Genomic DNA, 26,229 nt, shown 5'->3' with positions numbered 1-26,229 from the left:
GCCGATTGCAGCCTTTAATACCTGCTAATTGAATGGGAAATTAGTTGCCGTTAAGCAATGCAGCAGCCATACCGTCCAGTCGCTTTTTGGTCTTTTCCCATTGCGGCATTACCTGCTGCATGAGCCGGTAAAAGCGCTCGCTGTGATTGTGTTCAGCGATGTGGCAAAGCTCATGCAAAATCACATAGTCAATGCACTCGCGGGATGCTTTAACTAAGTGGGGGTTGAGCGTGATGCGGCCGGCAGGGGAGCAGCTACCCCACTGCGTTTGCATGCTGAGGATGCGCAGTGGTGGCTTGGCAGCAACCCAAAGGGTTTGCTGCAAGACGGCCTCCAGCCGTCGATCAAAAACCTCGCGTGCGCGAGCCTTGTACCAGCTACGCAATAGTTCGCTTACCTTTCCTGCCGACTTTACCCGGACAGAGACCTCCAGCTTGCCACGCAATAGACGCACCCGTTGCAGCTCATCAGGAGCCTCTATGACCTTAAGTACATATTGCTTGCCTAGGTAGTAGTGGCTTTCTCCGCTGATGTACTGCCGCGGGCGGACATGTGTGAGCTGTGCGCGGAATTCACGAAGCTGCTGATAGATCCAGCGACCGCGTCGTTTCAGTGCAGCCAATACCTGCTCATCGCTAGCACTGGCCGGTGCACTGACGCGCACGCGGCAATCTGGATCGACCTTGATCAGAATGCGCGAAACCTCGCGCCCCCGTTGCGCCCGCTCAACCTGTATCAGTTCATCTGCGTAGTAAAAACTCAGCCAGCTTTGCGCTAGGGGAGCAGGCTGAGCATTCAGGACGATGGGCACGCTCATACGCCGGACAAGCCTACCCGTGTGATTTGCACCACCCACTCAACCATGGCCTTCGCCTGATCCATCCCGGCTCCCACCGCCTTGCACTCCTTGAAGAGCAACGGCAATAGCTTCTTGCGGATGTCGCTTTCGATGTTCTGTGGGTTGATTGAATGTTCGGCCACAGAGGTCATAACCATTTCATCCAAGCTGAAAGCCAGCTTCACCCAGTGTCCCTGTACCTGCTCATCAGCTGAGATCAGAGCTTCCGGAAGACTCTTCTTGAAAATACCAAAGTAAGCTTGAGCATGCCGGTTGCCCGCAAAAACATCGGGCAACTCATCCAGTTTGCGTGCCTGCACCTGCTGCTCAAATTCATGGAATAGCAGGTACTGCTTGAGCGGATGATCGAATAGCTTTGCCGCCTCTTCGATAGCTTGGCGTAGCAGCTTGGAGAACGCTTCCTGAGCATAGGGATCGTCCCGCAGATCCTGCTCAATCATCTTGCTGACGCGGGTCTTGATGATGTCGGTTTCGTTGCGCGTCTTGTCCTCGCTCCACTGTTCAGGCTTTTGTTGCCCCATCTTGCCGACTTCATAAACACCGCCGGGGTCTTTCACCTCGACCCCAACTACATGCTTGTCCAGCAGCTTGCGCACCTGGTCCGCGTACTGGTCATAGTTAACCGTTTCACCAGCATCCTGTTTGGCCAGTTGGCGCAGGCTGGAAAACTGCTTGAGGGTTTCCTTGTAGTGAGTGCGGTCGGCATCGCTGAAGCTGGTGTCTTCGAAGAAGGAGGCAGATTGCAGGGCAACCTTCAGGCAACTGGCGAACTCCGTCAGAGCCTCGTAGAAGTCATCACGGACCTTGAGATTCACATCAACCAGCTCGCCATCACGTTCCTGCATCTTGGGCACAAGCACCTGACGCAACTGCTCGATATCACCTTTGTTTTTAACATCGGAGAAAATCGCCCAGAGGTTTTTATGCAGCTGAGGTAGCCGTTTGTACTCGCTGCTCATCTGGTTGTAGAGGCCAGCGATGTCATTGATGTCATAGCCGCCCTGGGTACGCGAAGCCAAATCCTGATACTTCTGAATGGTGGTATCCAGCTCGGAAAGAATGCCTCGGTAGTCGATCAGCAGGCCGAATTTCTTTAGCGGATGCAGGCGGTTTACCCGTGCAATCGCCTGGATCAGGTTGTGTTCCTTGAGCGGTTTGTCGATGTAGAGCACGGTGTTCTTCGGCTCATCAAAACCCGTCAGCAGCTTGTCCACCACGATCAACAGCTTGAGCGAATCATCCTTGTCGAAGCGCTCGATCAGCTGCTTGGTGTAGGCCTGCTCATCTGTGCTGCCAACGTTTTTCTTCCACCATTGAGTTACCTCAGGTGAGGCCGTTTCATCCACATCGGTGTTGCCCTCACGGCTATCCGGCGGGCTCATCACCACGGCACTTTCAAACAACCCTGCCTCATCCAGATACTGCTTGTACTTGATTGCCGACGCCTTGCTGTCACAGGCCAATTGCCCCTTGAGACCCTCGTCGATGTTCTTCACGAAGTGGTTGGCGATATCCAGTGCAATCAAACGAATACGGTCATCAGCGCTGTAGATCTGGCCTTTCTGAGCGAACTTGCGCTTGAGATCGGCCTTCTGCTGCTCGTTTAGTCCTTCGGTGATCCGCTCGAACCAACTGTCGATGGCGCGTTCGTTCACATCCAGATCGGGGATGCGCTCTTCATAGAGCAACGGTGTCACGGCCTGATCTTCTACCGCGCGTTGCATGGTGTAGGCATGCACGATAGGTCCAAACTTATTCGTCGTCTTGTCGTCCTTGAGCAGCGGCGTGCCGGTGAACGCCACAAAGGCAGCATTGGGCAGCGCCTGCTTCATGCGGATATGGTTTTCACCACCTTGGCTGCGATGACCTTCATCAATCAGCACGATGATGTCTGCACTGGTGTTCACGCACTGTGGCAGCTTGGTGGCGCTGTTGAATTTCTGAATCAGCGAAAAAATGATGCGCTCATTACCCTTGCCGATCTGCTCAGCCAAGCGTGTGCCGGAAGTGGCCATCGCCGCCTCGCGATCCTTCTTGCCTGCTAGTTCGCCACCCGAAGCAAACGTCTTGCTCAGCTGGTTTTCCAGATCAACCCGGTCGGTGACTACCACAATGCGGCACTGCTTGAGCGAGTCATGCAGGATCAGCGCCTTGCTCAGAAAAACCATCGTGAATGACTTACCCGAGCCAGTCGTGTGCCAAATCACGCCGCCCTCACGGCCGCCGTCCTTGCGCTTGTGGTTGATCCGCTCGATCAGACGTTTAATCCCGAATACCTGCTGATAGCGGGCGACGATCTTGCCTGCCTTCCTATCGAACAGGGTGAAGTAGCGTGTCATTTCCAGCAGCCGCGCAGGGGAAAGCAAACTAATAAGCAGCTGATCCTGGCCAGTCAACGCTAGCTCGCCACCGGCGATCAGGGTTTCGTACCAGTGCAGATCAGCCGCTGGGCGATGGCTGAATATGGAGGCTTTCTGTTCTGCACTCAGCTTGCGATTCTTCAGCGCATACAACTCGGCGGTAGAGATATCCTCCTCGCGCCAGGCCGCCCAGAACTTTGCAGGTGTGCCGCATGTGGCATAGCGACCATCGCTGCCATTGATCGACAGCAATAACTGGCTATAGGCGAACAGTCTGGGGATTTCGTCATGGCGTTGATTGCGCAAACTTTGCGAAACGCCCTCGTCGATTGTCGGGCCCTTTTGCGCATTGCTATTGGGGCGTTTGGCTTCGATCACGACCAGCGGGATACCGTTGACGAAGCAAACGATATCCGGCCTGCGTGCCTCCACTCCTCCGCTGCGCAGCACACGAAACTCTTCAGTGAAGATAAAGCTGTTGTTCGCCGGGTTATGCCAGTCGATCAATGCCACAGTCGGGTTGGCTTTTTTGCCATCCACGAACTCAGTTACCGAGATGCCATACAGCAAATGGTTGTACAGCCGCTCGTTGGCAGCCTGCAGACCTTCATTGAGCGCAGGGCTGCACACTTCACTGATCAGATTGTCGATGGCCTTGGCAGAGAGCGGATATTCACCCCCACCAAACAAGAAGCGGCGCTTACTCAGTTGCTCGCGCAGCACATCACGCAACACCACTTCATCGCTCTTGCCGCTCCGCGCGGCCAAAGCCTGCTCGGGTGAGATGAACTCCCAACTGAGGTTACACAGCAGTGCCAGCGCCGGAAGTTTTGCGCTGTATTCTTCCTGAAACTTGGGGGTGGGAGTCACGGGGCAATTCCTTCTTCTTCCGGAGCGCGCATAGTGATAATTCGTGATCGATCAGCGTTTCTTTTTTTCACTGCTCAGCCGCTTTTCCAGGCGCTCCAAAGCTGCCAGTTCCTGGGTGTCGGCTGCCAGGGCTTCGGCGCTGCGGCGGTGTCGGTCGAACGTCTCGTAACGTTCGTGCGCCACCTGTTTCATCTGCTCATGGCTGATGCTGCCAGCGGTGCGCAGCAGCGGTTGCTCGTTGAAGGCCATGAAGCTGTCGATGTACTGCCGCCAGTCGGCGAGCTGCAGATGCTGGCGCTGCTCGGCACGCAGTTCAGCAAAGTCCAGGAACATGCTGACCAGCCGGTTGAGCTGGTCCAGCTCCTCGGCATTCAGGTAGTTTTTGGCCACCACTACATCAGCCTTGCGCACCCGGTCGCCCTTGAAGCTGAGCAGGTTCATATTCGGCGCGCCGGCGTCAGCTCGTTGCACGATCAGCTCGGCGGCGGTGAGGCCGGTCACGGCGAAGAACAGCTTGTTCTGTACTTCGGCAAACAAACGGGCGGTGTCCTGCTCATTCGCGCGGTAATCCTCGGCCAGGGTGAAGAGGTCACGCACCTTCTGGTAGAAGCGCTTCTCCGAGGCCCGTATGTCACGGATGCGCTTGAGCAGTTCATCGAAGTAGTCCCAGCGGGGCTCCTTCAACCGGGCGTCGTCCATCACGAAGCCCTTCTGTAGGTACTCACCTAGGGTACGAGTGGCCCACTGACGGAACTGGGTGCCGCGCGTCGAGCGCACGCGGTAGCCCACGGCGATGATCATCGGCAGGGCATAGAGGTGGGTCAGGTAATCCTTGCCGTCGGCGGCAGTAGTAAACTTCTGGTTTACAACTGCCCCTTCAGCCAGCTCACCATCAGCGATGACGGCTTGAATATGCTTGCCGATATTCTGCTTGCTGGTCTGGTAAAGCTCGGCTAGTTCCAGTTGTGTCAGCCAGACCTGACCGCCCAGCTCACGGAGCACGAACTGCGACTGACCATCGTCGGTGGTGTAGAGGATCAGATCATGTGAGTGCATGGCGACTCCTGTATCAACGGCGGGCCGGTGTGCGGTGGAAGGCGGCCAGATCACCATCTAGGGACCAGATGAATACCTCGCTCATCGGGAAGCGCGCCATGCACTTTTCGTACTCCTTGATGATGCTGAGATCGCCGAAGCTGGTGCCTTCACCAGTTCGGGCGGGCGACTTGTTCTGGCCGGCCCTACCCGGAAACTCGTCCAACCAGCCGAGGATTTCCCCGGTATTGGGAAACTCGCTCGGCCGGTAAGGCGCCTCGCCGGTAAAAGCCCCATTCACTGCCTCGCAGAAGCGCTCTGCTGTTTCCCGGCGGAGTCGGCCGTCGCCGTTCTGGGCGATATGGTTACCGGTTTCCAGGATGGTGGCCATCGGTAAGATGAAGGTGCAGCCGTTGTCGGCATATTCCATGAAATCGTCAGCGACCTGTTGCATCGACTGATTGCGATTAGGGACATTCAGGAGGTTGAGAAACACACCGGTATCGATCAAGCAGACTGCGCTCACTCTGCCTCTCCCCGCATTTTCTGCAGCCAGGCAAGGGCGTTCTGGCGCTTCTGTTCTGCTGTGATCGGCGACTTGACGAAGCGATCCACTACCCCATGGGTCACCAGCTCGCCCAGCGGGCCCTGAGAAACCAGCCCGGCGTAGTCCTGCAGGTCGGCAAGACGAGCCAGGCGGCTGTCGCCTTCCTGTGGATCGCGGTAGCAGAACACAACATCGCCCAGCGCACTGTCGGGCAGTGCATCCATTAGCGCCGGATTATGGGTGGTCAGTAACAAGCGCACGCCACGCTGTTCGGCCTGTTCGCGCATGGTGGTCAGCAATTGTCGGGCGCGCGAAGGATGCACGCCGTTATCGACTTCCTCGATCACCAGGGTCGACTCCGCTGGTGCAGACAGCAGGGCGGCGGCAATCGCCAGAACCCTAAGCGTGCCATCAGAGAGCAGTTCCACCGACCAGTTGCGATCGACTTCACCGAAACTCTCGATAAGCTCTAGAGATACGCGCCCGCGGCGATCCTCGAAGAAGCAAACATCTTTAACGTCCTGCTCGGGCAGGCTCTTGATGAATTCGATAATGGCAGGACGGGCTTTTTCGTCCTGCCAGAGCGTGAAAAGTACACCGGACAGGTTGGAGCAATCGCCCCGCAGCTTCTTGTCCGGATAACTATCACCTCGCATCAGGGCAGGCACGGGGTCAAGGAACAGGGTGTTGGCCAGCAGGTGCTGAAAGTGCTTGGTAGTTTCCGGAATGGTCCTTTGCGCCGCCTTGTGTCCAGTCTCAAACAACGCCGAACTGGCTAACTGGTTCAGAATAGCGATCTGATCCGTGCAAGTAACCTGTGGTTTCTTACCGCCTCTCGCAAAGTTGTTGTAGGCAACGCGTACGTCGGTACTCAGGCCGCTGGAGGGCTGTTCGATGCGGTAGAGCGGGAACTTCTGCTGAGGCGAACTGATGCTTTCCTGAATGATATGTAGCTCATCATCACGCAGGGCGATTTCAACGCTGAGGCTATTCCACACTTTGTCGTCGGTTTCACAACCCAAGATAAACGACTGACCCTGCAGATAGGGAAGGTCTTTGACCTGACCACGTAGGATTTTCTCCGAGTCATCGACCGTGTGGCGTAAGACCGATAGTTTCTGACCCTGGCCAAGCCAGCACAAGAAGCGAAAGGCTTCCAGCGCGTTGCTCTTGCCCGAGGCGTTGGCACCAATCATCAAGGTTAAGGGCGACAGCGGCAGCCGCTGGTTCCGATAGCTTTTGAATCCCTCGATAAGAATATTCGTCAGCATGGTGACTCCTGCAAAGTCTCGTCTATTTTCACCCGGCGCCTACCGGTCAATAGTTGCTGCATCAAGGCTTTTTTCTCATCTTTTAGGCAAGCAAGTCCGTTTTGCAGTGATTGGATTTCTTGGTCAGCTGATGTGATTACTGCAGCAATTGCTTTTTGCTCAGATATCTCTGGGACAAATACATTTAACCCAAAGAAGTCGCTGGGTTTGACGTTAAGCAAGCCATGCGCTCGCCCACCTTCGTTAGCGACCTTGCTTAAACCCTTATTCAGCAGACCGGACTCGAAGTAGTGCTCAAAGAATTCCGGATTACATTTGGCTTCATCATTTACTTCAAAGCAAATATAAAGCGTGGTTACCACGCCTTTTTCATAATTATTCAGGCGCTTTATCGCGCCCATCGGGTACCCGTTGGAGTAACTTTTGTTGTATGCAAATTGTCCTTTCTTGATCAGGAAATAGTTGTCTAGGGTTTCCGAGGCAACAGCTTTGCTAAAGAACTCTTCCTGTCGAATCAGGCCGTGCTGGGCCGATATAGTGACCACATTGGTATTGGCCTCAGTATTCATAGTTGTGACTCTGGAGAAAAGCTGCTCTAGTCGATGCTTTTCCCATGGCATCTGAAACCCACCAAGACGCTTCTTGCTTGTCAATAATTGTTGCATCAACGCCTTTTTTTGGTGCTGGCTTTTTTTCAGTAACTTTTCGGTTACAACAATCGCCTTATCCCAAGTTGAAAGAATTTCGGCAACTTTCTCTTGCTCTGCTAGCGGTGGTAACTTTACCGGTATTGCTGCCAGATCGGATCGGTTAATCTTTGGCATGCCGGTACGCATCGAAACAGCAGTGGTTCGCCCAACGAATTCTGGACCGAGCATTAACTGAAGCAGGAAGCGCGCATCTATACCATCTTTCGGCCATAGCGGATACATGTCTGCACTACAGAGGCCGCTAAACCCAGGAATGCAAACCTTATTAAGGTTAGGGCGAATTTTGGAATATACAATTGCATATTCATCAAACTGGTACTTCCCAGAAATCAAATCCAGCTCGCCACAAGATTTGACACCGACAACTCTCCCTGAGTCAGAAATCACATTCTCTGGTCCTACATGGGGAAGACTGCAGTAAGGCTCCACCCGAGGGTCCACTTGACCATTTGCAATATTTGCGATCTCGCCAAAACCCTTAAGCTCCCATCCATCAGGCACCATAACCCAACTCCATCAGGTACTCAGTCATCTGCACCTCCAAATCAGCTAGCTGGGCCTTAAGCAACTCACGCTCTTTGCGCACCTTCAGCAAGTCGATTTCAGTTTCCTCTTCGAAGGTATCCACATAGCGCGGGATATTCAGGTTGTAATCGTTATCGCGGATTTCCTGCAGGCTGGCGCGGTGGCTGTATTTGTCCGAGTTGATACGGTGGCGGTAGGTGATCAGGATCTTGTTGATCTGCTCCTCGCCTAGCACGTTCTGATTCTTGCCAGCCTTGAAGTCACGGCTGGCATTGATAAACAGCACGCTTTCATCAATTTTGGCTTTGCTGAAAACCAGGATCGCGGCGGGGATACCGGTGCCGTAGAAGAGTTTTTCCGGCAGGCCGATGACAGCATCCAGCAGGTTTTCCTCGATCAACTGCCGACGAATCTTCCCCTCGCTAGAGCCACGGAACAGCACGCCGTTGGGCACGATCACCGCCATGCGCCCGGTTTTGGCCTTCAGGGTTTCGATCATGTGCAGGATAAAGGCGAAGTCGCCCTTGGTTTTCGGCGGGATGCCGCGCTTGAAACGTCCAAAGGGGTCGTGTTCGGCTTCTTCATGGCCCCACTTGTCCAGTGAGAACGGCGGATTGGCGGTGACGATATCGAACTTCAGTAACTGGCCATTTGAGTCGAGCAACTTGGGGTTGCGCAGGGTGTCGCCCCACTCGATCTTGTGGTTATCCTCACCGTGGAGAAACATGTTCATCTTGGCCAGCGACCAAGTGGAGCCGATAGCTTCTTGGCCGTAGAGAGCGTATTGCTTGCTATTGTGGTGCTCACGCACCTTGCGCCCGCACTTCATCAGCAACGAAGCAGAGCCGCAGGCCGGATCGCAGATGGTGTCGCCCGGTTGCGGGTCGAGCAGTTCGGCGATCAACTCGGAAACTTCCGGCGGGGTGTAGAACTCACCGGCTTTCTGCCCGCCGCTGGCGGCGAAGTTCTTGATCAGGTACTCATAGGCGTTGCCGATCACATCCAGGCTGCCAACGCGGGACGGTTTGAGGTTGAGTTCGGCCCCAGCGAAGTTTTCCAGCAGGTGGCGCAGGATGGTGTTCTTCTGCTTTTCTTCGCCGAGCTTGTCGGTGTTGAAGGAAATGTCCTGGAACACGCTCTTGCCGGCATCCTTGAGTTTGGTGCCGTTGGCTTCTTCGATGGCGTGCAGCGCCTGGTCAATGCGCTCACCGTTGCCTGGCTCATGGCGGCGCTCGTAGAGGGCATAGAAGCTGGCGTCACGTGATAACACGAAACGCTCATTCTTGAGCATTTCTTCGATCAGCTCCTGCTCGTCGCCGTATTCCTTCTTGTAGTTGTCGTAGTGGTCCTGCCAGACATCGCTGATGTACTTGAGGAACAGCATGGTGAGGATGAAATCTTTATAGGTGTCCGCACTGATGGTGCCGCGGAAGGTGTCGCAGGCTGCCCACAGCGCCTTGTTGATGTCATCCTGGTTTACTTTGTCACTCATGGTTCAATCCTTAATAAGGTGCTGGTAAATGCCCTGCAGCATTCGCTCTCTGTTGGTTTGCAGGCGCACGATCAGTTGGTCCTCTTCATCCCATAGCTGCTGCAGGTCGATCAGCTTTTGCTGCGTTGCAAGCGTGGGGAGAGGAATCATCATGTCCTGCAAGGCGCCTTTGCTGATGGCCTGGATGCTGCTGCCGCTGCGCTCAAGGCTGCGTTGGCTTTGCGGCAAATTGATCACCCAGCACAGGTATTCAGGTAATACGTTCGGCTTTTTTGCGCTAACAATAAAGAACTGGCTGGTCGCTACAACTGACTGCTCACCCTTATAAAGCACGGCCTTGTTGCTATCTCCACGGGCGATCACTGTAATGTCACCTGACTGAAGCAGGGGCGCGGCGGTACGGGCATCCCAGGTAATGGCAATCAGCTTATCGGGTTCAATCGCTGCGTTTTGGCGCAGATCCTTGATCTGCAGCACGCGAACATCACCAGACGAGGTATGCTCCAGCGCACCCCGAAAGGTGTAGCCGGAGCGGACATCAGCCAGTTCGCTCAATTTGAATAACTGGGTTGGCATAAATAGCTCTGGGTAAAAGCGCCATCCTTGGCGCGAGAATGGGTCAGACTTCGCAGCGCTGGTATTGGTTTTTCAACCACTCAGTCGCCTTCGCAGACAATCCATACCAGGCAGCATCACCCTGGAGGCGGGTTACCAACAAACCGTCATCAGCATCCATTACAGCTTTGAGGTTATCCCGTACCTGAGCCGAACTCTGGCTCGTAGCGATGATCCAGGTGGACTCCAGCGGCCGACACCTGGTGCCATAGGCCTTAATGCGCTCATGCAGGGATTGATAGTCACGCTGCTTTCGCAGGTCATAGGTGATTTGGTACAGTTTCATAGCTTTAGCTCTCCTAACGGGTCAGTTATTGCAATCGCGACAGGTTGCAGCCTGTCGCACCTCATTTTCTCCTCTGTACACTGCGTACTGAGATGATGGCGAGATCAATATCGCTCCCTTTCGGCAGCACGTCAACTGCTTTTTATACAGTAGAGCTTCTACAGGCTTCATTTAAGGGGAGACCTGCGCACGTTTTGGCCTATTCTCTTGCTACCTAGATGCGCGCACCAATAGAAAAGGGGCCTTACGGCCCCTTGGTTGTTTCAGCTTTGGACGAGCTGCTCAATTTTGTTGATCAGGTAGTCCAAAGGGTTTTGGCCTTCTAGCCGCTTAGCGAAGATCTCATCGCGGTGATAGCTCACCCACGTCTCCAACGCCTGCTGATTATCTTTTTCGTAACCCGAGCCCAGTCGGAGAACCAATTCGCTGCCCTGGGGGTTTTCCAAGTAGTGGCCCAGGGCAGATGCCAGATGCTTTAGATAACGCTGCTCACGCACCTCCAGGGGAGTACCCAAACTGATGACGTTACCGCGCTTGATCAATTTCATGGTCACAATCATCACCCCTGCAGGTTGGCTTTAATCAGGTTGTCGAAAGCGCTGCCATCCCGGCGCGTAAGATTTGGCACATAGCGGGAATAGATACGAAACAGCATCTCGGTGGTGGTGTGCCCCATTTGCCGGGCAATCCACTCTGGGTTTTCCCCTGCGGCAAGCCATAGCGTCGCGGCTGTATGCCGACTCTGATAGGGGCGACGCTTGCGCAGGCCAAGATTTCTGAGCAGTGGGTACCACACGCGATTGTTGATGTTTCGATACTCGTGGGGAGTGCCTTCACGGGTACAGAACACGAACTGCTCATTGCCAGTCCGTTTCTGTTGCTCTCGAAGAGCCTCATAAACGGGGCCGGACATATCGATCTCACGCTGAGAACCGTCGGTTTTGGTGTAGTCGAGCTTGCCACCCACCCAGGTTTCTCGGATGAGAATCTGGCGGCGCTCAAAATCGACATACTTCCACTGCAGGCCGTCAATTTCGGCTGTTCGCATCCCACTGAAGAAGCGGACTGTGAAGTAAGGACGAAAGTCTTCCCTGACAGCGTTCACGATCTGCAACACCTCTTGCAGGGTGAAGGGTTCAACATCCGTCTTGGGGACCTTCAGGGATTTGATACCGAGAAAGGGTGACGTAAACTCGAAGCGGTCAGCCGCCTCATTAAGGATCATGCGCAATGGCGTCATGATGTGGTTGATTCGCGTCGCTGACAGACTCTGATTTTTCTGCCCGGGGACTTTGCCGAGTGCCGAGCGAAAAGCCAGGATGTCTGCCTTAGTGATGGCGCTGACCCCCTGCTTACCGAAATTTGGCAGCAGGTATTTTTCAAGCGTTAGCCGTACCGTCTTGGTATGGCTCTGTCGCCACTCCATCTTTTTCTCGTCAAACCAGAGTTCTGCGAAGTCTCTGAAGATCGGTACTTTCGAATCCGCGCGCCCAGCCTGGAGCCTACTGATTTCCTGGACACGAGCGCTGGACGGGAAGTACTCGCTGTAATCAAAAGTGCCGAGGGTGATCTCCGCTTCGATTCGCTCGAGGTACTTTTCCAATTTTCTTCGATTAGCTGGGGTATCAGAAAGCGTGGTTTGCTCGCGGCAACGCTTGCCCAGGTAGCGAAAATCAAAGAATAAATTGCCGGTCTCTTTTCGGGCGACGATCTTACCCATGGCAAACACCACCATTGGCCATTGGGATGCCGAAGCCATTTCCGCGTGAAAACTTCAGCATGTCGCGTTCAACAGCTTCCCAGATGAAGAGAATTTTCCGGCCTCCGAAAGGCCGGAAGTAGTGAATACCCTCCAGCAGGACGGAATCCTTCAATCGGTTACGGATAGTCCGGGCGTCGTATTTGATGCGCTGAGACAGCTCATCGGTCGTCAAATAGATTTCACTCACTTCTCTCTCCAGCGTCAAATGAATCATTTATGAGGCATTTAGCTCTCAACTGATAATAACGAGTCATTTGAGACTTTCAAGCTGTTTTTGACTCAAATTTGAGTCGGATGCAAAATGAATGACCTACTTAATAAGGCCGAGCACCATGATTCGCGTGATGTTCAAACAGCAGCTGGACGAAAAGTCCTTCAGAGAAAAGCGGCGAATCACCCTGCAAGACGTGAGTGATGCAACTGGCATTTCAAGGGCCACTCTGTCACGCATAGCCAATACGCCTGGCTACAACACCTCTACCGATCACATTGATATGCTCTGTGATTACCTGGGATGTGAGCTGGAGGATCTGCTCAAGCGTGTGGCTGATAAGCCAGAGTGATCGGGCGGAATGCCCATTGAACCGGGCCACTGAATGAGCCCAAAGCCGGAGCTTCAAGGCTAGTGGTCACGTTTGGAGTGGTGCCATTCGCATACTGCACAAGCTGGGCACAGAATGGACACATTTTGGACACAGGGGAAATAAAAAGGCCCCAGGATTTCTCCTGAGGCCTTGTCGCATCTGGCGCACCAGGCGGGATTCGAACCCACGACCCCTGCCTTCGGAGGGCAGTACTCTATCCAGCTGAGCTACTGGTGCGTTGCGGGGCGCCATGATACGCATCTCGCCCATGGGCGTCCACGGGGGAATGCTTTTCAGGCGGCGCTCCTATTGTGGCGTCAGGATCACTTTTAAGTTGTTTGAGGGAAACTAATTGATGTCGAGCAGTATCAAGGTCTGGGATGCACCGTTGCGCGTGTTTCACTGGTTGTTCGCATTGAGTGTCAGCGGGGCGATTGCCACCGGCTGGCTGGGTGGCAACCTGATGATCTGGCACGGTCGCCTGGGATTGCTGGTGTTCGGCCTGCTGGTGTTTCGCCTGCTGTGGGGGGTATGCGGTTCCACCTATGCGCGCTGGTCGCGGATTGTCAGTGCGCCGCTACGGCTGCCCGCCTACCTGCGCGGGCAATGGCGCCACGCGGGGCACAGCCCGCTGGGTTCGCTGTCGGTACTTGCCCTGCTTGGGCTGGTGGGCTTTCAGGTGGTCAGCGGGCTGGTCGCCAACGATGACATCGCCTTCCAGGGACCGCTCTATCGCTTGGCGGACAGTGACACCAGCGCCTGGCTGACCGGGCTGCACCGCGAGGCCAAGTGGTGGCTGCTCGGCCTGATCGGCCTGCACGTGCTGGCCATCGCCTACTACAGCCTGATTCGCAAACGGCCGCTGGTGCGCGCGATGATTTCTGGTCGCAGCCAACGAACCTCTGCCGAGCAGCAGGAAGCACAAGGCGGCGCGCCCTGGCTGGCAGCCGTTACGCTGGTCTGCGCTGTGATGGTGGTCTGGGCCGTTGATTCGGCCGCCGGCTGGCTGGCCCCGCCGCCAAAAACCGCACCGGTGATGCTCGACTGGTAACGACACGGCCGGCGTAAGCCGGCCGCCGCTGCGCTTACTTGGCGCGGAACTGGTCGTGGCAAGCCTTGCAGCTCTGCCCGACTTTGCCGAACGCGGCCTTGATGCTCGCCTGGTTGTCGCCTTGCGCAACGCTGGCCAGTTGATTAGCGGCTTCAGCGAAGTTTTTGCCCACCTTGCCCGCTTCTTCCAAGTTCTCGAAGAAGGCAGCTTTCAAGCGCGTCTGCTCGCCGAATTGCTCACGGGTGGTCTGCGGGCTGTACAGGGCACCCATGCCGGAGTTGGCAATGGCGGCGATGGTCTGCGCGGCAGCCGAAACTTGAGCCTGGTTGTACGGCACGCTGCCATCGATGACCTGCGCCTTGATCTTCCCCATGTTCCAGGACATGAACTGGTAACCGGCCTGGCGGATTTCCACCTGTTCCTCAGGCTTGAGCTGCGCCTGGCTGGCCAGACTGGTCAACAGCAGCGCGGCGCTCAGGCCACCCATCAACAATGCTTTCACGGTATCTCCTTTCAGATGTTATCCACAGCCCGGGGCGCAGCAGGCGCCGCCGGAAGCGAGGGATAATAAGGTTTGCCGGTCGAAAGCGTCTATTCGCTACTGTCTAGCCAACGGCTCAGCCCGCAAGGCCGCTGGTAAAACGCAACGGTACGGCCGTGATGTTCTGCAGGTCCGAGGCCGTCATGCCATCGACCAGTTCGATGACCTCGACACCCTGGCTGTCGATCTCGAACGTCGCGTATTCGGTGTAGACGCGGCTCACGCAGCCCAGGCCGGTCAGTGGATAACTGCAGGTCGGCAGCAGCTTGCTCTGGCCGTTTCGATCCAGATGCTCCATGACCACGAAGACCCGCTTGGCGCCGATGGCCAGGTCCATCGCGCCGCCAACGCCGGGAATCGCATCGGGCTTGCCGGTGTGCCAGTTGGCCAGATCGCCGCGCTCAGACACCTGAAAGGCACCCAGCACGCAGATGTCGATGTGCCCGCCGCGCATCATGCCGAAGGAGTCGGCGTGATGGAAAAACACCGTGCCGGGCTGGATCTGAATAGCTTCTTTGCCGGCGTTGATCATGTCCCAATCCTCTTCGCCGGCCGGCGCGGCCTGCCAGCGGCCCAGCACACCGTTTTCGCTGTGCAGAAAAATGTCCTTGTCACGCGGCAAATGGTTGGCGATCAGCGTCGGCAGGCCGATGCCGAGGTTTACATAGGCGCCTTCGGGAATGTCGCGTGCGACCCGTGCGGCGATCTGGTTGCGAATGTCGATGCTCACGATAAAGACTCCAGGGTTAGCGGCAGACCAGGCTCTTGACGAAGATACCGGGGGTGACCACGGCTTCCGGGTCCAGCTCGCCCAGCTCGCACACCCGGCCCACCGAAGCGATGGTGTGACGGGCAGCCATGGCCATCACAGGACCAAAGTTGCGGGCGGTCTTGCGATACACCAGGTTGCCCCAGCGGTCGCCGACTTCAGCCTTGATCACGGCGTAGTCCACATGGATCGGGTATTCGAGCACGTACTGGCGGCCGTTGATCTCCCGGGTTTCCTTGCCCTCGGCGAGCAAGGTGCCGTAGCCGGTGGGCGTATAGAAGGCGCCGATGCCGGTGCCGGCGGCACGCAGGCGCTCGGCAAGGTTGCCCTGGGGCACCAGCTCAAGCTCGATCTTGCCGGCGCGATAGAGTTCTTCGAATACGTAGGAATGGCTCATGCGCGGAAACGAGCAGAGGATCTTCCTCACCCGGCCAGCCTTGAGCAGCGCGGCAATGCCGACATCGCCGTTGCCCGCGTTGTTGCTGACCAGCGTCAGTTCGCGGGCACCGTGCTCGATCAGCGCATCAATCAAAACTTCGGGCTGTCCGGCCCCACCAAAACCGCCAATGGCGATGGTTGCACCGTCCTCGATGCAGGCCACCGCATCGGCGGCACTGCCCAGCAGTTTGTCGATCATGGATAAAAACCGTCACCAAGTTAGAAATGACTCACAAAGGCGCAAACCCAGGCCACAGGCTTCTGGAGTCCACGTCTTCGCAAGATGACCGCGTTTCAGGACTTCAGACAAAGGCCTGGATGGCAGCAAGGAACTCGCCCGGCTTCTCGACGTTGCCGATATGCGCAGCGCCCTGAACCGCGATGAGGCGAGCATTGGGAATGCCATTGGCGAGTTCTTGCATGACCGCCACCGGGGTGGACAGGTCTTCCGTGCCTGCGATGGCCAGCGTCGGGCAGTTGATGCGGCCCAGGTCGGCGCGGGCATCGAAACGGGAAACCGTCTCGCAGACAGCGGCATAGCCTTCGGCATCAAGGGTGAGCATTTCATCCAGCAGCGTGCGGGCGAACGGGCTGGTTTCCATGAAGCCCGGCGTGTACCAGCGCCCCTTGGTCGGCTCGAGCAGCCAGGCCATGCCTTCGTTGCGTACCTTGGCGGCGCGGTCCAGCCAGACCTGGGCATCACCGAATTTGGCCGCGGTACAGCACAGCACCAGCTTTTCCACCCGTTGCGGGTAATCAATGGCCAATTGCTGCCCGATGGCGCCGCCCAGGGAAAGCCCAACGTAGCTGAACGTCTGGATATCAAGATGATCGAGGATTTCGATCACGTCGGCGGCCAGCTGCTTGACCTCCAGACCCGCACTGGACAGGTGTTGCGACTGGCCATGACCACGGGTATCGAAAGTAATGACCTGATACTGTTCAGCCAGGGCGCCGACGATGTTGTCCCACATCGCCGACGAGGTTCCCAGTGAACTGCCCATGACCAAGGTCTTTTGCTTATTTTTGCCGTGAACGGTGTAGTGCAGCATGATTAACCCCTTTTTATTCTGTGAATGGGCTGAATGAGCGTGGCATTGATTGTTGAGGCACACTTCTTTTCGTTCAAATACTTTTTCGATATGCAATTCATAGCGGGAGAATGTCAGTAATGGAATTCCGACTGCTTAGATCATTTCTTGTCGTCGCCGAAGAATTGAATATCGGCAAGGCGGCCAAACGCCTGCATATCGCCCAACCGCCCTTATCCAAACAAATCCAGCAATTGGAAGCCGAACTGGATGTCCAGTTATTCGATCGATTACCCAAAGGGGTAAAATTGACACCCGCCGGTGAACAATTGGTTCGCGAGGGAAAGAAAATTCGCCTGGCTGTCGAACAGGCTGTCGCTGTGGTTAACAAGGCGGCCAATGGCAGCCACGGTTTATTGTTTTGCGGCTTCTCCGGCGCACTGCCCACCAGCGTACTGCCGGGCATGATTCGTTCGATTCACCGTTTCTATCCGGGTATCGACATGCGCATCACCCGGCGCGCCAACTCGTCGCAGGTGCTGGAAAGCGTGCTCAGCGGCGAGATCGATGCGGGTCTGGTGCTGTTACCCATCAACTGCGTGGGGCTCAGCACGCAAATCATCAGCAGTCACCGGCTGGTCGCAGTATTGCCGGCCGAGCATGCTCTGGCTGGACAACAAAGCATCGCCCTCAAGGATTTGCAGAACGAGGCGTTCATCAGCAACAAGCCTTATGAGGGTTCGGTCATCCGCGAAGTGTTCATGGCGGCCTGCGTCGAAGCCGGCTTCAACCCGAAGATCGTGCAGGAGGCAGAAGACACCTATTCCATTCTGATGATGGTGGCGGCAGGCCTCGGCGTGGCGGTGTCGCTGGAAGGGGTCGACGTCATCAACAGCCGGGAGGTTGTCTACGTTCCCCTCAACGACGTGCCTCGCTCGGTGGAGATGGCGGTGGTCTGGCGCGAAGAAAACCCCTCGCAATTACTGCACAACGCCGTTAACTCGTTGAATTTCTGATAAGCAGAGGGGGAATATAAATTCCCCCTCTTTAATTATCAGTTCAATGCAGATGGATGTTTCGCCAGCGCAGTAACTTCCATTTCCATATAAGGGAAGAGCGGGAAGTTGGAAAGAATCTGATGCAGCTCATCCGTCGATTCAACGTCGAAGATGCTGACATTGGAGAATTTGCCTACTACTCGCCAGATATGCGGGAACTTGCCGTTCTTCATGAATTTCTGGCCGTATTCACGTTCGCGCGCAATGATGTCCGCCCATACAGCCGGATCAATATCGTGGGGTTTCTTGACCGTCATCTGAACCATGAACAGCATACTAATTACCTCTTTTTGTTAGTTGTTTACGTTTTTAATGATGGCGGCCAGGCCTTGCCCGCCGCCGATGCATAGAGTGGCCAAACCGTAGCGGGCCCCGCTGCGCACCAGCTCAGCCGTCAAACTGCTGACCAGGCGCGCGCCGGTGGCGCCGATCGGGTGGCCGAGGGAAATCCCCGAACCGTTGACATTGAGTCGAGCGGCGTCGTCCGGGCCCAGCTCCAGCAGGCGTGTGCACGCCAAGACCTGGGCGGCGAAGGCCTCATTGAGCTCGATCAGGTCCATGTCATGCAGACGCAAGCCCGTGCGCGCCAGCACCTTGCGGGTCGCCGGTACCGGGCCGATACCCATGGTGTCGCTGGGTACGCCTGCCACCGCCCAGTCGAGCAGCTCCGCCCGTGGCTTGAGATTGAGCCGCTCGACCATGCGGGCGCTGGCGAGTACACAAAAGCAGGCGGCATCGTTCTGCCCCGACGAGTTGCCGGCGGTAACCGTGGCCTGCGGATCTTCGGCTGAGAGGATCGGCCTGAGGCTGGCCAGTTTCTCCAGCGTGCTGTCGGCACGCGGATGTTCGTCTTCGGTGATCAGCCTGTCCTTGACGCGGATCGGCACGATCTCGTCGGCGAACTTGCCGGCCGCTGCGGCCTGGGTGGCACGCAAATGGCTTTGCAGGGCCAGTTCATCCTGCTCCTGGCGGCTGATGGCGAATTCCCGGCGCAGGTTTTCCGCCGTCTGAATCATGCCACCGGGCAGTGGACGACGCTGGCCACCGGCATACATGCGTCCGTACTTGAGCGAGTCGCGCAGGGTAATTTCGCCGTGGCTGCCCCAGCGCGCGCTGGTGGTATAGAACGGTGCCTGACTCATCGATTCAGTGCCGCCGGCAATGACCAGGTCGGCCTGGCCGCTCTGGATCAACATGTAGCCTTCGATGATCGCCTGCAAGCCAGAGCCGCAGCGGCGGTCGACCTGGTAGCCACAGACGCTGTCCGGCAGGCCGGCATCGAGGATCAGAGCGCGGGCGATGTTGGGTGCTTCGGAGGTTCCGTAGCCCTGACCGACGATCACTTCGTCGATCAGCTCACCGGGAATGCCCGACTTGTCCACTAGATGAGTCAGCGTGCGGATACCCAGCTCCAGGGCACTGAGGTTCTTGAACACCCCGCCGAAGCGCCCGATGGGCGTCCTGGCGGAGTCGCAGATGAAGACGGGTTGAGCGGTTCTCATGGCTGCAGATCTCGCTTAAACGCTGGGCTGAACGGCCGGCTTGGCGGCACGGTCGCTGTAAAAACCCGCCAGGACTACGCACAGGCCGACAAGGGTGATAGCGGCAACGTAGTAGCCGGGAGATACATTGCTGCCGGTCTGGGCGACCAGGGTGGTGGCGATGTAGGGCGCAGTGCCGCCAAGCAGGGCGTAGGCCAGGTTGTAGGACAGCGCGCTGGCGGTGTAGCGGATGCGCACCGGGAACAACTCCACCATCAACAGCGGTGTGAGCGTGGAAATAATTCCGATGGAGAAACCGTACAGGCTCAGCCCGATGATCGCGGTGCTCAACTCGCCGGTGCTCAGCATGTTGAAGGCCGGCATCACCAGCGCCGCCATCAACAGTGCGGAGCCAATGGCAATCTTCTGAATGCCGAAGCGGTCGATGGCCCATCCGGCGACCAGGCAGGCGACACAGAACACGCTCAAAGCGACGATGAACGCGGTCAGTGCCTCGGCGCGGGCCATGCCAGCGTTATTGATCATGAAGGTGATCATGTAGCCGGTCAGCAGGTAGAAGCCGATGGCGTTCACCGCCGCCCAACCGAACATGATCATCATCTTCTTCTTGGCGTGCTTCACCGCCTCGACCAGCGGGGCATGCTGAACGGGTTTGCTCTGCTTCTGCATCTGCTGGAATTCAGGCGACTCTTCCACCCGGTTGCGCAGGTACAAGCCGACCAGACCCAGCGGTCCGGCAATGATGAACGGCACGCGCCAGCCCCAGTCATGCACCTGCTCGGGCGACAGCGCATAGGTCATCAGCAGACCGACACTGGCACCGCCAATGATGCCCAGCGCCGTGGCGATCGGGTTTACGCTGCCGAACAGCGCGCGCTTGCCCTTGGGCGCGTATTCGATAACGAAGGTGCTGGAACCAGAGTACTCGCCCCCCGCGGACAGCCCCTGGAACAGGCGCCAGATGATCAACAGGATCGGCGCCGCCAGCCCAATCGTGGAATACGCCGGGGTCAGCCCGATGGCCAGGGTCGCCAGGCTCATCATCAATACCGCAGCGCCCAAGGCCTTCTTGCGACCGCGTTTGTCGCCGTAGTGACCAAAGAGCACGCCGCCGATCGGGCGAGCAAAGAAGCCCAGTGCGAACACCGCGAAGGTGGCCAGCAGGCCTGTGGTGGGATTGTCCGAAGGGAAGAAATGCAGGGCAATGATTGAAGCGAATTGAGCGTAAAGAACGAAGTCGAACCATTCGACGAAGTTGCCGATTCCGGCGGCGGTGACCGCTTTACGACGGGCGACAGCCAGTTCGTTGTTAGTCTTCATGTGCTTCTCCGCGACGAAAAACAGTGGTGTTCTTCGTCATCCCAGTTTTTTTGGATTTATGTGGGTTTTCAGTCGTGTCCTGCTCGCGTTGCGAACACGCTTGGATTTACATTCTGGGAAAATGACCGGCGAGTCTAATACTGATTCGGTATCCATCCGATACTGGCGGGGTATCGCCTGCAGCCAGGCGTGGGCCTTCACGCCGACATGGGTTTGAGCCGAAGGGCATTCACTGAGGAAAAGTCTGGACAGTGATGTTTATTTTCTCGAACAGACCATTGCCCTTCACCCCACAAGCTCCTAGGATTTGTTCAGTATTTCAAACAGACCGTTTTGAGCGAACGAGCGATAGCGAATGTGGGCGGCAGCCCCACAGACCGACCAGAAAGCGCGTTCCCTCATTCAATCCTGCCGGCGCCGGGCTTTGGCACAGGAGGTTTCAATGCAGCTCAACGATCCCACTTTGTTTCGTCAGCAGGCCTATATCGATGGCGCCTGGCAGGATGCCGACAGCGGCCAGGCGCTTCAGGTGACCAACCCCGCCACCAACGAGGTATTGGGTTCGGTGCCAAAAATGGGCGCGGCCGAGACGCGCCGCGCCATCGACGCCGCCAATCGGGCATTGCCTGCCTGGCGCGCCCTGACCGCCAAGGAGCGCGCGCAGAAGCTGCGCCGCTGGCATGAACTGTTACTGGAAAACCAGGACGATCTGGGCCGGCTGATGACCCTGGAGCAGGGCAAGCCGCTGGCCGAGGCCAAGGGCGAGATCGCCTATGCCGCGTCGTTCCTGGAATGGTTTGCCGAGGAAGCCAAGCGCATCTATGGCGATACCATTCCCGGTCACCAAGCAGACAAGCGCATCATCGTCATCAAGCAGCCGATCGGCGTCACCGCGGCGATCACCCCCTGGAACTTCCCGGCGGCGATGATCACCCGCAAGGTTGGTCCGGCGCTGGCCGCCGGCTGCACCATGGTGCTCAAACCCGCCTCGCAAACGCCTTTCTCGGCACTGGCCCTGGCCGAACTGGCCGAGCGTGCCGGGATTCCCAAGGGCGTGTTCAGCGTGGTCACCGGCTCAGCGGGCGAGATCGGCGGTGAGCTGACCAGCAACCCCATCGTGCGCAAGCTGAGCTTCACCGGCTCGACCGAGATCGGCCGCCAGTTGATGGCCGAGTGCGCCCAGGACATCAAGAAGCTGTCCCTAGAGCTGGGCGGCAACGCGCCCTTCATCGTCTTCGACGATGCCGACCTGGACAAGGCAGTGGAAGGCGCCATGGCTTCGAAATACCGCAACGCCGGACAGACCTGCGTGTGCGCCAACCGCCTGTACATCCAGGACGGGGTGTATGACGCCTTTGTGGAAAAGCTCAAGGCCGCCGTGGCCACGCTGAAGATCGGCAACGGCCTCGACGAAGGCGTGACCACCGGCCCGCTGATCGATGACAAGGCGGTGGCCAAGGTCGAGGAACACATCGCCGATGCGCTGGGCCAGGGCGCCGAGATTGTCACCGGCGGCAAACCCCATGCGTTGGGCGGCAGCTTCTTCGAGCCGACCATCCTGGTGAACGTCCCGAAAAGCGCGAAGATTTCCCGCGAGGAAACCTTTGGGCCGCTGGCGCCGCTGTTCCGCTTCAAGGACGAGGACGAGGTGATCGCCATGGCCAACGACACTGAATTCGGCCTGGCCTCGTATTTCTATGCGCGCGACCTGTCGCGGGTGTTCCGCGTCGCCGAGGCGCTGGAGTACGGCATGGTCGGCATCAACACCGGGCTGATCTCCAACGAAGTGGCGCCGTTCGGCGGCATCAAGGCCTCGGGCCTGGGCCGCGAAGGCTCCAAGTACGGCATCGAGGATTACCTGGAAATCAAGTACCTGTGCCTAGGGCTGTAAAACCTTCCGGGGTGGGTGCCCGCAACGACATCCACCCTGCAACCGAACCGCGTTAACGTCTCTTGCCACCGAACCGCACTGAGCGCCGATAGAGGACACCATGAGCAAAACCAACCAATCGCTGATGCAACGCCGCATGGCCGCCGTCCCGCGCGGTGTGGGCCAGATTCACCCGATCTTCGCCGAGCGCGCGGAAAACGCCACGGTGTGGGACGTCGAAGGCCGCGAATACATCGATTTCGCCGGCGGCATCGCGGTGCTCAACACCGGTCATCTGCACCCCAAAGTGGTCGCTGCCGTACAGGAACAACTGACCAAGCTGAGCCACACCTGCTTCCAGGTGCTGGCCTACGAACCCTATGTCGAACTCTGCGAGAAGATCGCCGCGCGCGTACCGGGCGAGTTCGCCAAGAAGACCCTGCTGGTTACCAGCGGCTCGGAAGCCGTGGAGAACGCCGTAAAAATCGCCCGCGCCGCCACCGGCCGCGCCGGGGTGATTGCCTTCACCAGCGCCTACCATGGGCGCACGATGATGACCCTGTCGCTGACCGGCAAGCAGGTGCCCTATGCCGCCGGCATGGGCCTGATGCCCGGTGGCGTGTTTCGCGCCCAGTACCCCAACGCGCTGCACGGCGTCAGCGTGGATGACGCCATGGCCAGCATCGAGCGCATCTTCAAGAACGACGCCGAACCCCGCGATATCGCGGCGATCATCATCGAACCGGTGCAGGGCGAGGGCGGTTTCTACGCCGCACCCAAGGATTTCATGCAGCGCCTGCGCGCGCTGTGCGATCAGCACGGCATTTTGCTGATTGCCGATGAAGTGCAGACCGGCGCCGGGCGCACCGGTTCTTTCTTCGCCATGGAGCAGATGGGCGTGGTGGCCGACCTGACCACCTTCGCCAAGTCCATCGCCGGCGGTTTCCCGCTGTCCGGGGTGTGCGGCAAGGCCGAGTACATGGACGCCATCGCCCCCGGCGGCCTGGGCGGCACCTACGCGGGCAGCCCGATCGCCTGCGCCGCGGCCCTCGCCGTGATGGAGGTATTCGAGGAGGAAAACCTGCTGGCCCGCAGCCAGGCGGTGGGCGAAACCATCAAGGCCGCTCTGCGCGAGGTGCAGAACAAGCATCCGGTGATCGGTGAAGTGCGCGGCCTGGGTGCCATGGTCGCCATCGAGCTGTTCAAGGACGGCGATCCGCATCAGCCCAATGCCGAGCTGGTTAGCCAGGTTGTCGTCCGCGCTCGCGAGAAGGGGTTGATCCTGTTGTCCTGCGGCTCCTACTACAACGTAATCCGCGTGCTGGTGCCGCTGACCGTACCGGACGCGCAACTCAAGCGCGGCCTGGAGATTATCGCCGAGTGCTTTGACGAGTTGGCCTGATAACTCACGCCAAACAGCCGCGTGCAGCGAGCGTTAGCCGCACCACGTAGGGCGGCCTCGCCCGTGACGCGGTGTTGGGATAAAAATGCGGTTCACCCGGGCAGCCCGCCGTATGCACGGTATACCCGCCGGCGGGGTGCTCGCTCACCTTCCAGCCTCCAGCCAACCTGCCTGCAGCGAGCGACGCCGCCCTACAAAGGCCCAAGCCACCGCAAAGTGGCGCGTCGTTAGCCGCAATTAACCTGCTGAACCACCGCCTGGTCGTCCACGTGCAGATTCAGCCGTTGATGATTGAATTCCAGGGTCACGATGCTGCCCGGCCGCAGGAGGCGCATCCGCTCGGCACCGGAGCGACGGCGGGCGTCTTCCTGCAGTTCAGGGCTGGCTGTCTTGCCGATTACATCCTGTACATTTTCGGCAGCGCAGCTGGTGTCGGTGCTGTCCGCCAGTCCAGGCTCAGCCACGGGACGGGCGCTGGAAGCACAACCCGCCAGCAAGGCGACGCTTAACAAAGCCGGTACGCTGGGAAACCACGTAGACATAACCCTCTCCACTTAATGAGCCAGCCGCGGTAGGCGACAAGCGATTCGATTCACGACTCTGCCGCATCAACCAAACGGCTTAACTCGCGGCGCACCATATTGGCATAGGCCGGTGGGCTCAGGCGGTACAGTTCGCTGGCCACCCAGGCCAGCCAGCGACCCTGCCACTGTTCGCGCGCCGCCAGCAGGCGTTGTGCTTCGGCTTCGGCGCGGGCCTGGTGCTCGCGATGGAAGTCGGCGCGGCCACTGCCGCCCTGATCCTGTTTCGCCATCAGTGATTTACCCCTCTACAATGGCCGGTCCCTTCAGGAGGCCATTATGCTTTTGCCCGCTCGTTTCGCCCCCGTGCTGTTCGGCGCTCTGCTGTCGGCGATCATGACCTGCATAGTCTCTGCTGTTGTGCTGGTACTCAATCAAGGCTGGAGCATCGATGTCCTGCGCGCCTGGCCCAAATCGGCACTCACCACTTGGCTGGTTGCGTTCCCCACCGTTCTGCTGGTCGCTCCACTGGTGCGCCGCCTGGTGATGAAAGTCACTAAATAAGCGCCGTTTGCTGGTTTTAACGCTCGAACGCCCGGTGCAGCTCAGACAGGGTCGGGTAATGCCAGTTCGGCGTTTCGGCCGCCAGCTCTTGCCCACTACCAAAGCCATAGCCCACCGCCACGCAATCCAGGCCGTTGCGCTTGGCGCCGATCAGGTCGTGCTTGCGGTCGCCGATCATCAGCGCCTGGCTCGGATCGAGTTGTTCGCGGTCGATCAGGTGGGCGATCAGCTCGACCTTGTCGGTGCGCGTGCCGTCCAGTTCGCTGCCATAGATCACCTTGAAATGGCGGGCGAAGCCGAAGTGCCGGGCAATCTCGGTGGCAAACACCGTCGGCTTGCTGGTGGCGATGTACAGCGTGCGGCCTTGATCGCGGAGCATGCCGAGCAAGGCCTCGATGCCGTCGAACGGGCGGTTTTCATACAGCCCGGTGACCTTGAAACGCTCGCGGTAATGGTTGACCGCCTGCCAGGCGGTGGCCTCGTCCAGGCCATAACTGCTCATGAAGCATTGCAGCAGCGGCGGGCCGATGAAGTGCTCCAGCGCGGTTAGATCCGGCTCGTGGATATTCAGCTGGGCGAGGGCGTATTGCACCGAACGGGTGATCCCTTCACGCGGGTCGGTGAGGGTGCCGTCGAGGTCAAAAAGAATCGTTTCGTGATGCATCAGCGGTCGTAGCCTTCGCCCAGGTGTTGATCCTTGAGCTTCACGTAGTTGCCCGCGGTGTAGCTGAAATAGGCCTTTTCCTGCTCGGTCAGTGCCCGCACCTGCTTCACCGGGCTGCCGACATACAGATGGCCACGCTCCAGGCGCTTGCCCGGCGGCACCAGGCTGCCGGCGCCGATCATCACCTCGTCTTCCACCACGGCGCCGTCCATGATGATGCTGCCCATGCCAACCAGGATGCGGTTACCCAGCGTGCAGCCATGCAGGCAGACCTTGTGGCCGACGGTCACTTCGTCGCCGACGATCAGCGGAAAGCCCTCGGGGTTGTACGGGCCTGGGTGGGTGATGTGCAGCACGCAGCCGTCCTGAATGCTGGTGCGCGCGCCAATGCGGATACGGTGCATGTCGGCGCGGATTACCGCCTGGGCCCACACCGAGCTGTCGGCACCCAACTGGATATCGCCGATCAGCACGGCGGTGTTATCCACAAACACGCGCTCGCCGAGCTGCGGGGTGATGTTCTGGTAGGTACGAATCGCCACGATAGAGTCCTCTTGGGCTGCGGTCGGCGCGGATTGTAAT

Annotated in this window: 29 protein-coding genes and 1 tRNA gene; 6 read left to right on the top strand and 24 right to left on the bottom strand. The window is 58.0% G+C overall.

From position 1 onward, the window contains the following. Positions 1–40: 40 nt before the first annotated feature. The 12 genes from H9642_RS06365 to H9642_RS06310 form a co-directional block, all read right to left on the bottom strand. Entirely contained in the window at positions 41–817 is a 777-nt protein-coding gene (locus tag H9642_RS06365; protein WP_251835585.1) for a M48 family metallopeptidase, read from the bottom strand. Next, positions 814–4,089, bottom strand: coding sequence for a type I restriction endonuclease subunit R (locus H9642_RS06360; RefSeq protein WP_251835584.1), 3,276 nt, complete (start codon positions 4,087–4,089; stop codon positions 814–816). The genes H9642_RS06365 and H9642_RS06360 overlap by 4 nt, the downstream gene beginning before the upstream one ends. A 51-nt stretch (positions 4,090–4,140) precedes the next feature. Next, positions 4,141–5,145 carry a virulence RhuM family protein gene (locus H9642_RS06355; RefSeq protein ID WP_251835583.1) on the bottom strand — a complete coding sequence of 335 codons (1,005 nt, stop codon included), beginning with the start codon at positions 5,143–5,145 and terminating at the stop codon, positions 4,141–4,143. A gap of 13 nt (positions 5,146–5,158) precedes the next feature. After that, the gene (locus H9642_RS06350) at positions 5,159–5,650 is read right to left on the bottom strand and encodes a hypothetical protein (RefSeq protein ID WP_251835582.1); all 492 of its coding nucleotides are present in this window, start codon (positions 5,648–5,650) and stop codon (positions 5,159–5,161) included. Beyond that, entirely contained in the window at positions 5,647–6,942 is a 1,296-nt protein-coding gene (locus H9642_RS06345) for an AAA family ATPase (RefSeq protein WP_251835581.1), read from the bottom strand. Before H9642_RS06345 ends, H9642_RS06350 begins: the two co-directional genes overlap by 4 nt. Beyond that, positions 6,936–8,156 carry a restriction endonuclease subunit S gene (locus H9642_RS06340; protein ID WP_251835580.1) on the bottom strand — a complete coding sequence of 407 codons (1,221 nt, stop codon included), beginning with the start codon at positions 8,154–8,156 and terminating at the stop codon, positions 6,936–6,938. The genes H9642_RS06345 and H9642_RS06340 overlap by 7 nt, the downstream gene beginning before the upstream one ends. Further along, positions 8,146–9,669, bottom strand: a complete 1,524-nt coding sequence (locus tag H9642_RS06335; protein WP_251835579.1) for a type I restriction-modification system subunit M — start codon at positions 9,667–9,669, stop codon at positions 8,146–8,148. The genes H9642_RS06340 and H9642_RS06335 overlap by 11 nt, the downstream gene beginning before the upstream one ends. Before the next feature lie 3 nt (positions 9,670–9,672). Beyond that, the gene (locus H9642_RS06330; RefSeq protein WP_251835578.1) at positions 9,673–10,245 is read right to left on the bottom strand and encodes a restriction endonuclease subunit S; all 573 of its coding nucleotides are present in this window, start codon (positions 10,243–10,245) and stop codon (positions 9,673–9,675) included. A gap of 43 nt (positions 10,246–10,288) precedes the next feature. Further along, positions 10,289–10,570 (bottom strand): hypothetical protein, encoded by a 282-nt coding sequence (locus H9642_RS06325; RefSeq protein WP_251835577.1) that lies wholly within the window; start codon positions 10,568–10,570, stop codon positions 10,289–10,291. Positions 10,571–10,833: 263 nt separating this feature from the next. Continuing rightward, on the bottom strand, positions 10,834–11,118 hold the full coding sequence (locus tag H9642_RS06320; RefSeq protein WP_251835576.1) for a hypothetical protein: 285 nt from the start codon (positions 11,116–11,118) through the stop codon (positions 10,834–10,836). Between the two features lie 11 nt (positions 11,119–11,129). Next, positions 11,130–12,290 carry an Arm DNA-binding domain-containing protein gene (locus H9642_RS06315; RefSeq protein WP_251835575.1) on the bottom strand — a complete coding sequence of 387 codons (1,161 nt, stop codon included), beginning with the start codon at positions 12,288–12,290 and terminating at the stop codon, positions 11,130–11,132. Continuing rightward, positions 12,283–12,519 (bottom strand): hypothetical protein, encoded by a 237-nt coding sequence (locus H9642_RS06310; RefSeq protein WP_251835574.1) that lies wholly within the window; start codon positions 12,517–12,519, stop codon positions 12,283–12,285. The genes H9642_RS06315 and H9642_RS06310 overlap by 8 nt, the downstream gene beginning before the upstream one ends. 145 nt (positions 12,520–12,664) lie before the next feature. On the opposite strand from H9642_RS06310, the gene H9642_RS06305 reads away from it, so the two are divergent. Beyond that, complete coding sequence (locus H9642_RS06305) at positions 12,665–12,895, top strand: helix-turn-helix domain-containing protein (RefSeq protein WP_251835573.1); 231 nt, start codon at positions 12,665–12,667, stop codon at positions 12,893–12,895. 181 nt (positions 12,896–13,076) lie between these two features. Here the strand turns inward: H9642_RS06305 and H9642_RS06300 are convergent. Continuing rightward, positions 13,077–13,153, bottom strand: a tRNA-Arg gene (locus H9642_RS06300). A gap of 118 nt (positions 13,154–13,271) precedes the next feature. Here H9642_RS06300 and H9642_RS06295 point away from each other — a divergent pair. Next, positions 13,272–13,967, top strand: coding sequence for a cytochrome b/b6 domain-containing protein (locus tag H9642_RS06295; protein WP_251835572.1), 696 nt, complete (start codon positions 13,272–13,274; stop codon positions 13,965–13,967). 34 nt (positions 13,968–14,001) lie between these two features. On the opposite strand, the gene H9642_RS06290 is transcribed toward H9642_RS06295, so the two are convergent. From H9642_RS06290 to pcaD, 4 genes are all read right to left on the bottom strand, one after another. Further along, positions 14,002–14,454, bottom strand: coding sequence for a c-type cytochrome (locus H9642_RS06290; RefSeq protein ID WP_251835820.1), 453 nt, complete (start codon positions 14,452–14,454; stop codon positions 14,002–14,004). 130 nt (positions 14,455–14,584) lie between these two features. Next, a complete protein-coding gene (locus H9642_RS06285) occupies positions 14,585–15,238 on the bottom strand; it encodes a 3-oxoacid CoA-transferase subunit B (RefSeq protein ID WP_251835571.1) in 654 nt (217 codons plus the stop codon). Between the two features lie 16 nt (positions 15,239–15,254). Continuing rightward, entirely contained in the window at positions 15,255–15,914 is a 660-nt protein-coding gene (locus H9642_RS06280; protein WP_251835570.1) for a 3-oxoacid CoA-transferase subunit A, read from the bottom strand. Between the two features lie 103 nt (positions 15,915–16,017). Further along, positions 16,018–16,767 carry a 3-oxoadipate enol-lactonase gene (gene pcaD / locus H9642_RS06275; RefSeq protein WP_251835569.1) on the bottom strand — a complete coding sequence of 250 codons (750 nt, stop codon included), beginning with the start codon at positions 16,765–16,767 and terminating at the stop codon, positions 16,018–16,020. Positions 16,768–16,886: 119 nt separating this feature from the next. Here pcaD and H9642_RS06270 point away from each other — a divergent pair, with 119 nt between their 5' ends. Next, the gene (locus tag H9642_RS06270; RefSeq protein WP_251835568.1) at positions 16,887–17,762 is read left to right on the top strand and encodes a LysR family transcriptional regulator; all 876 of its coding nucleotides are present in this window, start codon (positions 16,887–16,889) and stop codon (positions 17,760–17,762) included. Between the two features lie 38 nt (positions 17,763–17,800). Here the strand turns inward: H9642_RS06270 and catC are convergent, their stop codons facing one another. The 3 genes from catC to H9642_RS06255 are packed head-to-tail and all read right to left on the bottom strand — an operon-like array spanning position 17,801 to position 20,626. Next, positions 17,801–18,079 (bottom strand): muconolactone Delta-isomerase, encoded by a 279-nt coding sequence (gene catC / locus H9642_RS06265; protein WP_251835567.1) that lies wholly within the window; start codon positions 18,077–18,079, stop codon positions 17,801–17,803. Positions 18,080–18,097: 18 nt separating this feature from the next. Further along, positions 18,098–19,306: an acetyl-CoA C-acetyltransferase gene (locus tag H9642_RS06260; protein ID WP_251835566.1), complete on the bottom strand. Its 1,209-nt coding sequence runs from the start codon at positions 19,304–19,306 to the stop codon at positions 18,098–18,100. 15 nt (positions 19,307–19,321) lie between these two features. Further along, the gene (locus H9642_RS06255; RefSeq protein WP_251835565.1) at positions 19,322–20,626 is read right to left on the bottom strand and encodes an MFS transporter; all 1,305 of its coding nucleotides are present in this window, start codon (positions 20,624–20,626) and stop codon (positions 19,322–19,324) included. Between the two features lie 442 nt (positions 20,627–21,068). Between H9642_RS06255 and gabD the strand changes: the two genes are divergently transcribed. Then, complete coding sequence (gene gabD, locus H9642_RS06250; RefSeq protein ID WP_251835564.1) at positions 21,069–22,517, top strand: NADP-dependent succinate-semialdehyde dehydrogenase; 1,449 nt, start codon at positions 21,069–21,071, stop codon at positions 22,515–22,517. A gap of 100 nt (positions 22,518–22,617) precedes the next feature. Next, positions 22,618–23,898, top strand: coding sequence for a 4-aminobutyrate--2-oxoglutarate transaminase (gabT, locus tag H9642_RS06245; RefSeq protein WP_251835563.1), 1,281 nt, complete (start codon positions 22,618–22,620; stop codon positions 23,896–23,898). Between the two features lie 227 nt (positions 23,899–24,125). On the opposite strand, the gene H9642_RS06240 is transcribed toward gabT, so the two are convergent. Continuing rightward, positions 24,126–24,440: an I78 family peptidase inhibitor gene (locus H9642_RS06240; RefSeq protein WP_251835562.1), complete on the bottom strand. Its 315-nt coding sequence runs from the start codon at positions 24,438–24,440 to the stop codon at positions 24,126–24,128. A gap of 50 nt (positions 24,441–24,490) precedes the next feature. Continuing rightward, positions 24,491–24,712 (bottom strand): hypothetical protein, encoded by a 222-nt coding sequence (locus H9642_RS06235; protein WP_251835561.1) that lies wholly within the window; start codon positions 24,710–24,712, stop codon positions 24,491–24,493. 46 nt (positions 24,713–24,758) lie between these two features. On the opposite strand from H9642_RS06235, the gene H9642_RS06230 reads away from it, so the two are divergent. Continuing rightward, positions 24,759–24,983: a DUF2798 domain-containing protein gene (locus H9642_RS06230; RefSeq protein ID WP_251835560.1), complete on the top strand. Its 225-nt coding sequence runs from the start codon at positions 24,759–24,761 to the stop codon at positions 24,981–24,983. Positions 24,984–24,999: 16 nt separating this feature from the next. Here H9642_RS06230 and H9642_RS06225 read toward each other — a convergent pair whose 3' ends face one another. Next, positions 25,000–25,647: an HAD family hydrolase gene (locus H9642_RS06225; protein ID WP_251835559.1), complete on the bottom strand. Its 648-nt coding sequence runs from the start codon at positions 25,645–25,647 to the stop codon at positions 25,000–25,002. After that, a complete protein-coding gene (locus H9642_RS06220; RefSeq protein WP_251835558.1) occupies positions 25,647–26,189 on the bottom strand; it encodes a gamma carbonic anhydrase family protein in 543 nt (180 codons plus the stop codon). The genes H9642_RS06225 and H9642_RS06220 overlap by 1 nt, the downstream gene beginning before the upstream one ends. Between the last annotated feature and the right edge of the window lie 40 nt (positions 26,190–26,229).

Source organism: Serpens gallinarum, assembly GCF_014836765.1.
Lineage (GTDB): Bacteria > Pseudomonadota > Gammaproteobacteria > Pseudomonadales > Pseudomonadaceae > Serpens > Serpens gallinarum.
The sequence above is the reverse complement of the archived record's forward strand: the minus strand, read 5'-3'. Positions and strand labels throughout refer to the sequence as shown.

Excerpts from the sequence above, each read along its gene's own strand:
- H9642_RS06365 (WP_251835585.1), bottom strand. The coding sequence starts at position 817 with ATGAGCGTGCCCATCGTCCTGAATGCTCAGCCTGCTCCCCTAGCGCAA.
- H9642_RS06355 (WP_251835583.1), bottom strand. The coding sequence starts at position 5,145 with ATGCACTCACATGATCTGATCCTCTACACCACCGACGATGGTCAGTCG.
- H9642_RS06345 (WP_251835581.1), bottom strand. The coding sequence starts at position 6,942 with ATGCTGACGAATATTCTTATCGAGGGATTCAAAAGCTATCGGAACCAG.
- H9642_RS06340 (WP_251835580.1), bottom strand. The coding sequence starts at position 8,156 with ATGGTGCCTGATGGATGGGAGCTTAAGGGTTTTGGCGAGATCGCAAAT.
- H9642_RS06335 (WP_251835579.1), bottom strand. The coding sequence starts at position 9,669 with ATGAGTGACAAAGTAAACCAGGATGACATCAACAAGGCGCTGTGGGCA.
- H9642_RS06330 (WP_251835578.1), bottom strand. The coding sequence starts at position 10,245 with ATGCCAACCCAGTTATTCAAATTGAGCGAACTGGCTGATGTCCGCTCC.
- H9642_RS06325 (WP_251835577.1), bottom strand. The coding sequence starts at position 10,570 with ATGAAACTGTACCAAATCACCTATGACCTGCGAAAGCAGCGTGACTAT.
- H9642_RS06320 (WP_251835576.1), bottom strand. The coding sequence starts at position 11,118 with ATGAAATTGATCAAGCGCGGTAACGTCATCAGTTTGGGTACTCCCCTG.
- H9642_RS06315 (WP_251835575.1), bottom strand. The coding sequence starts at position 12,290 with ATGGGTAAGATCGTCGCCCGAAAAGAGACCGGCAATTTATTCTTTGAT.
- H9642_RS06305 (WP_251835573.1), top strand. The coding sequence starts at position 12,665 with ATGATTCGCGTGATGTTCAAACAGCAGCTGGACGAAAAGTCCTTCAGA.
- H9642_RS06295 (WP_251835572.1), top strand. The coding sequence starts at position 13,272 with ATGTCGAGCAGTATCAAGGTCTGGGATGCACCGTTGCGCGTGTTTCAC.
- H9642_RS06290 (WP_251835820.1), bottom strand. The coding sequence starts at position 14,454 with ATGGGTGGCCTGAGCGCCGCGCTGCTGTTGACCAGTCTGGCCAGCCAG.
- H9642_RS06280 (WP_251835570.1), bottom strand. The coding sequence starts at position 15,914 with ATGATCGACAAACTGCTGGGCAGTGCCGCCGATGCGGTGGCCTGCATC.
- pcaD (WP_251835569.1), bottom strand. The coding sequence starts at position 16,767 with ATGCTGCACTACACCGTTCACGGCAAAAATAAGCAAAAGACCTTGGTC.
- H9642_RS06270 (WP_251835568.1), top strand. The coding sequence starts at position 16,887 with ATGGAATTCCGACTGCTTAGATCATTTCTTGTCGTCGCCGAAGAATTG.
- catC (WP_251835567.1), bottom strand. The coding sequence starts at position 18,079 with ATGCTGTTCATGGTTCAGATGACGGTCAAGAAACCCCACGATATTGAT.
- H9642_RS06260 (WP_251835566.1), bottom strand. The coding sequence starts at position 19,306 with ATGAGAACCGCTCAACCCGTCTTCATCTGCGACTCCGCCAGGACGCCC.
- H9642_RS06255 (WP_251835565.1), bottom strand. The coding sequence starts at position 20,626 with ATGAAGACTAACAACGAACTGGCTGTCGCCCGTCGTAAAGCGGTCACC.
- gabD (WP_251835564.1), top strand. The coding sequence starts at position 21,069 with ATGCAGCTCAACGATCCCACTTTGTTTCGTCAGCAGGCCTATATCGAT.
- gabT (WP_251835563.1), top strand. The coding sequence starts at position 22,618 with ATGAGCAAAACCAACCAATCGCTGATGCAACGCCGCATGGCCGCCGTC.
- H9642_RS06240 (WP_251835562.1), bottom strand. The coding sequence starts at position 24,440 with ATGTCTACGTGGTTTCCCAGCGTACCGGCTTTGTTAAGCGTCGCCTTG.
- H9642_RS06235 (WP_251835561.1), bottom strand. The coding sequence starts at position 24,712 with ATGGCGAAACAGGATCAGGGCGGCAGTGGCCGCGCCGACTTCCATCGC.
- H9642_RS06230 (WP_251835560.1), top strand. The coding sequence starts at position 24,759 with ATGCTTTTGCCCGCTCGTTTCGCCCCCGTGCTGTTCGGCGCTCTGCTG.
- H9642_RS06225 (WP_251835559.1), bottom strand. The coding sequence starts at position 25,647 with ATGCATCACGAAACGATTCTTTTTGACCTCGACGGCACCCTCACCGAC.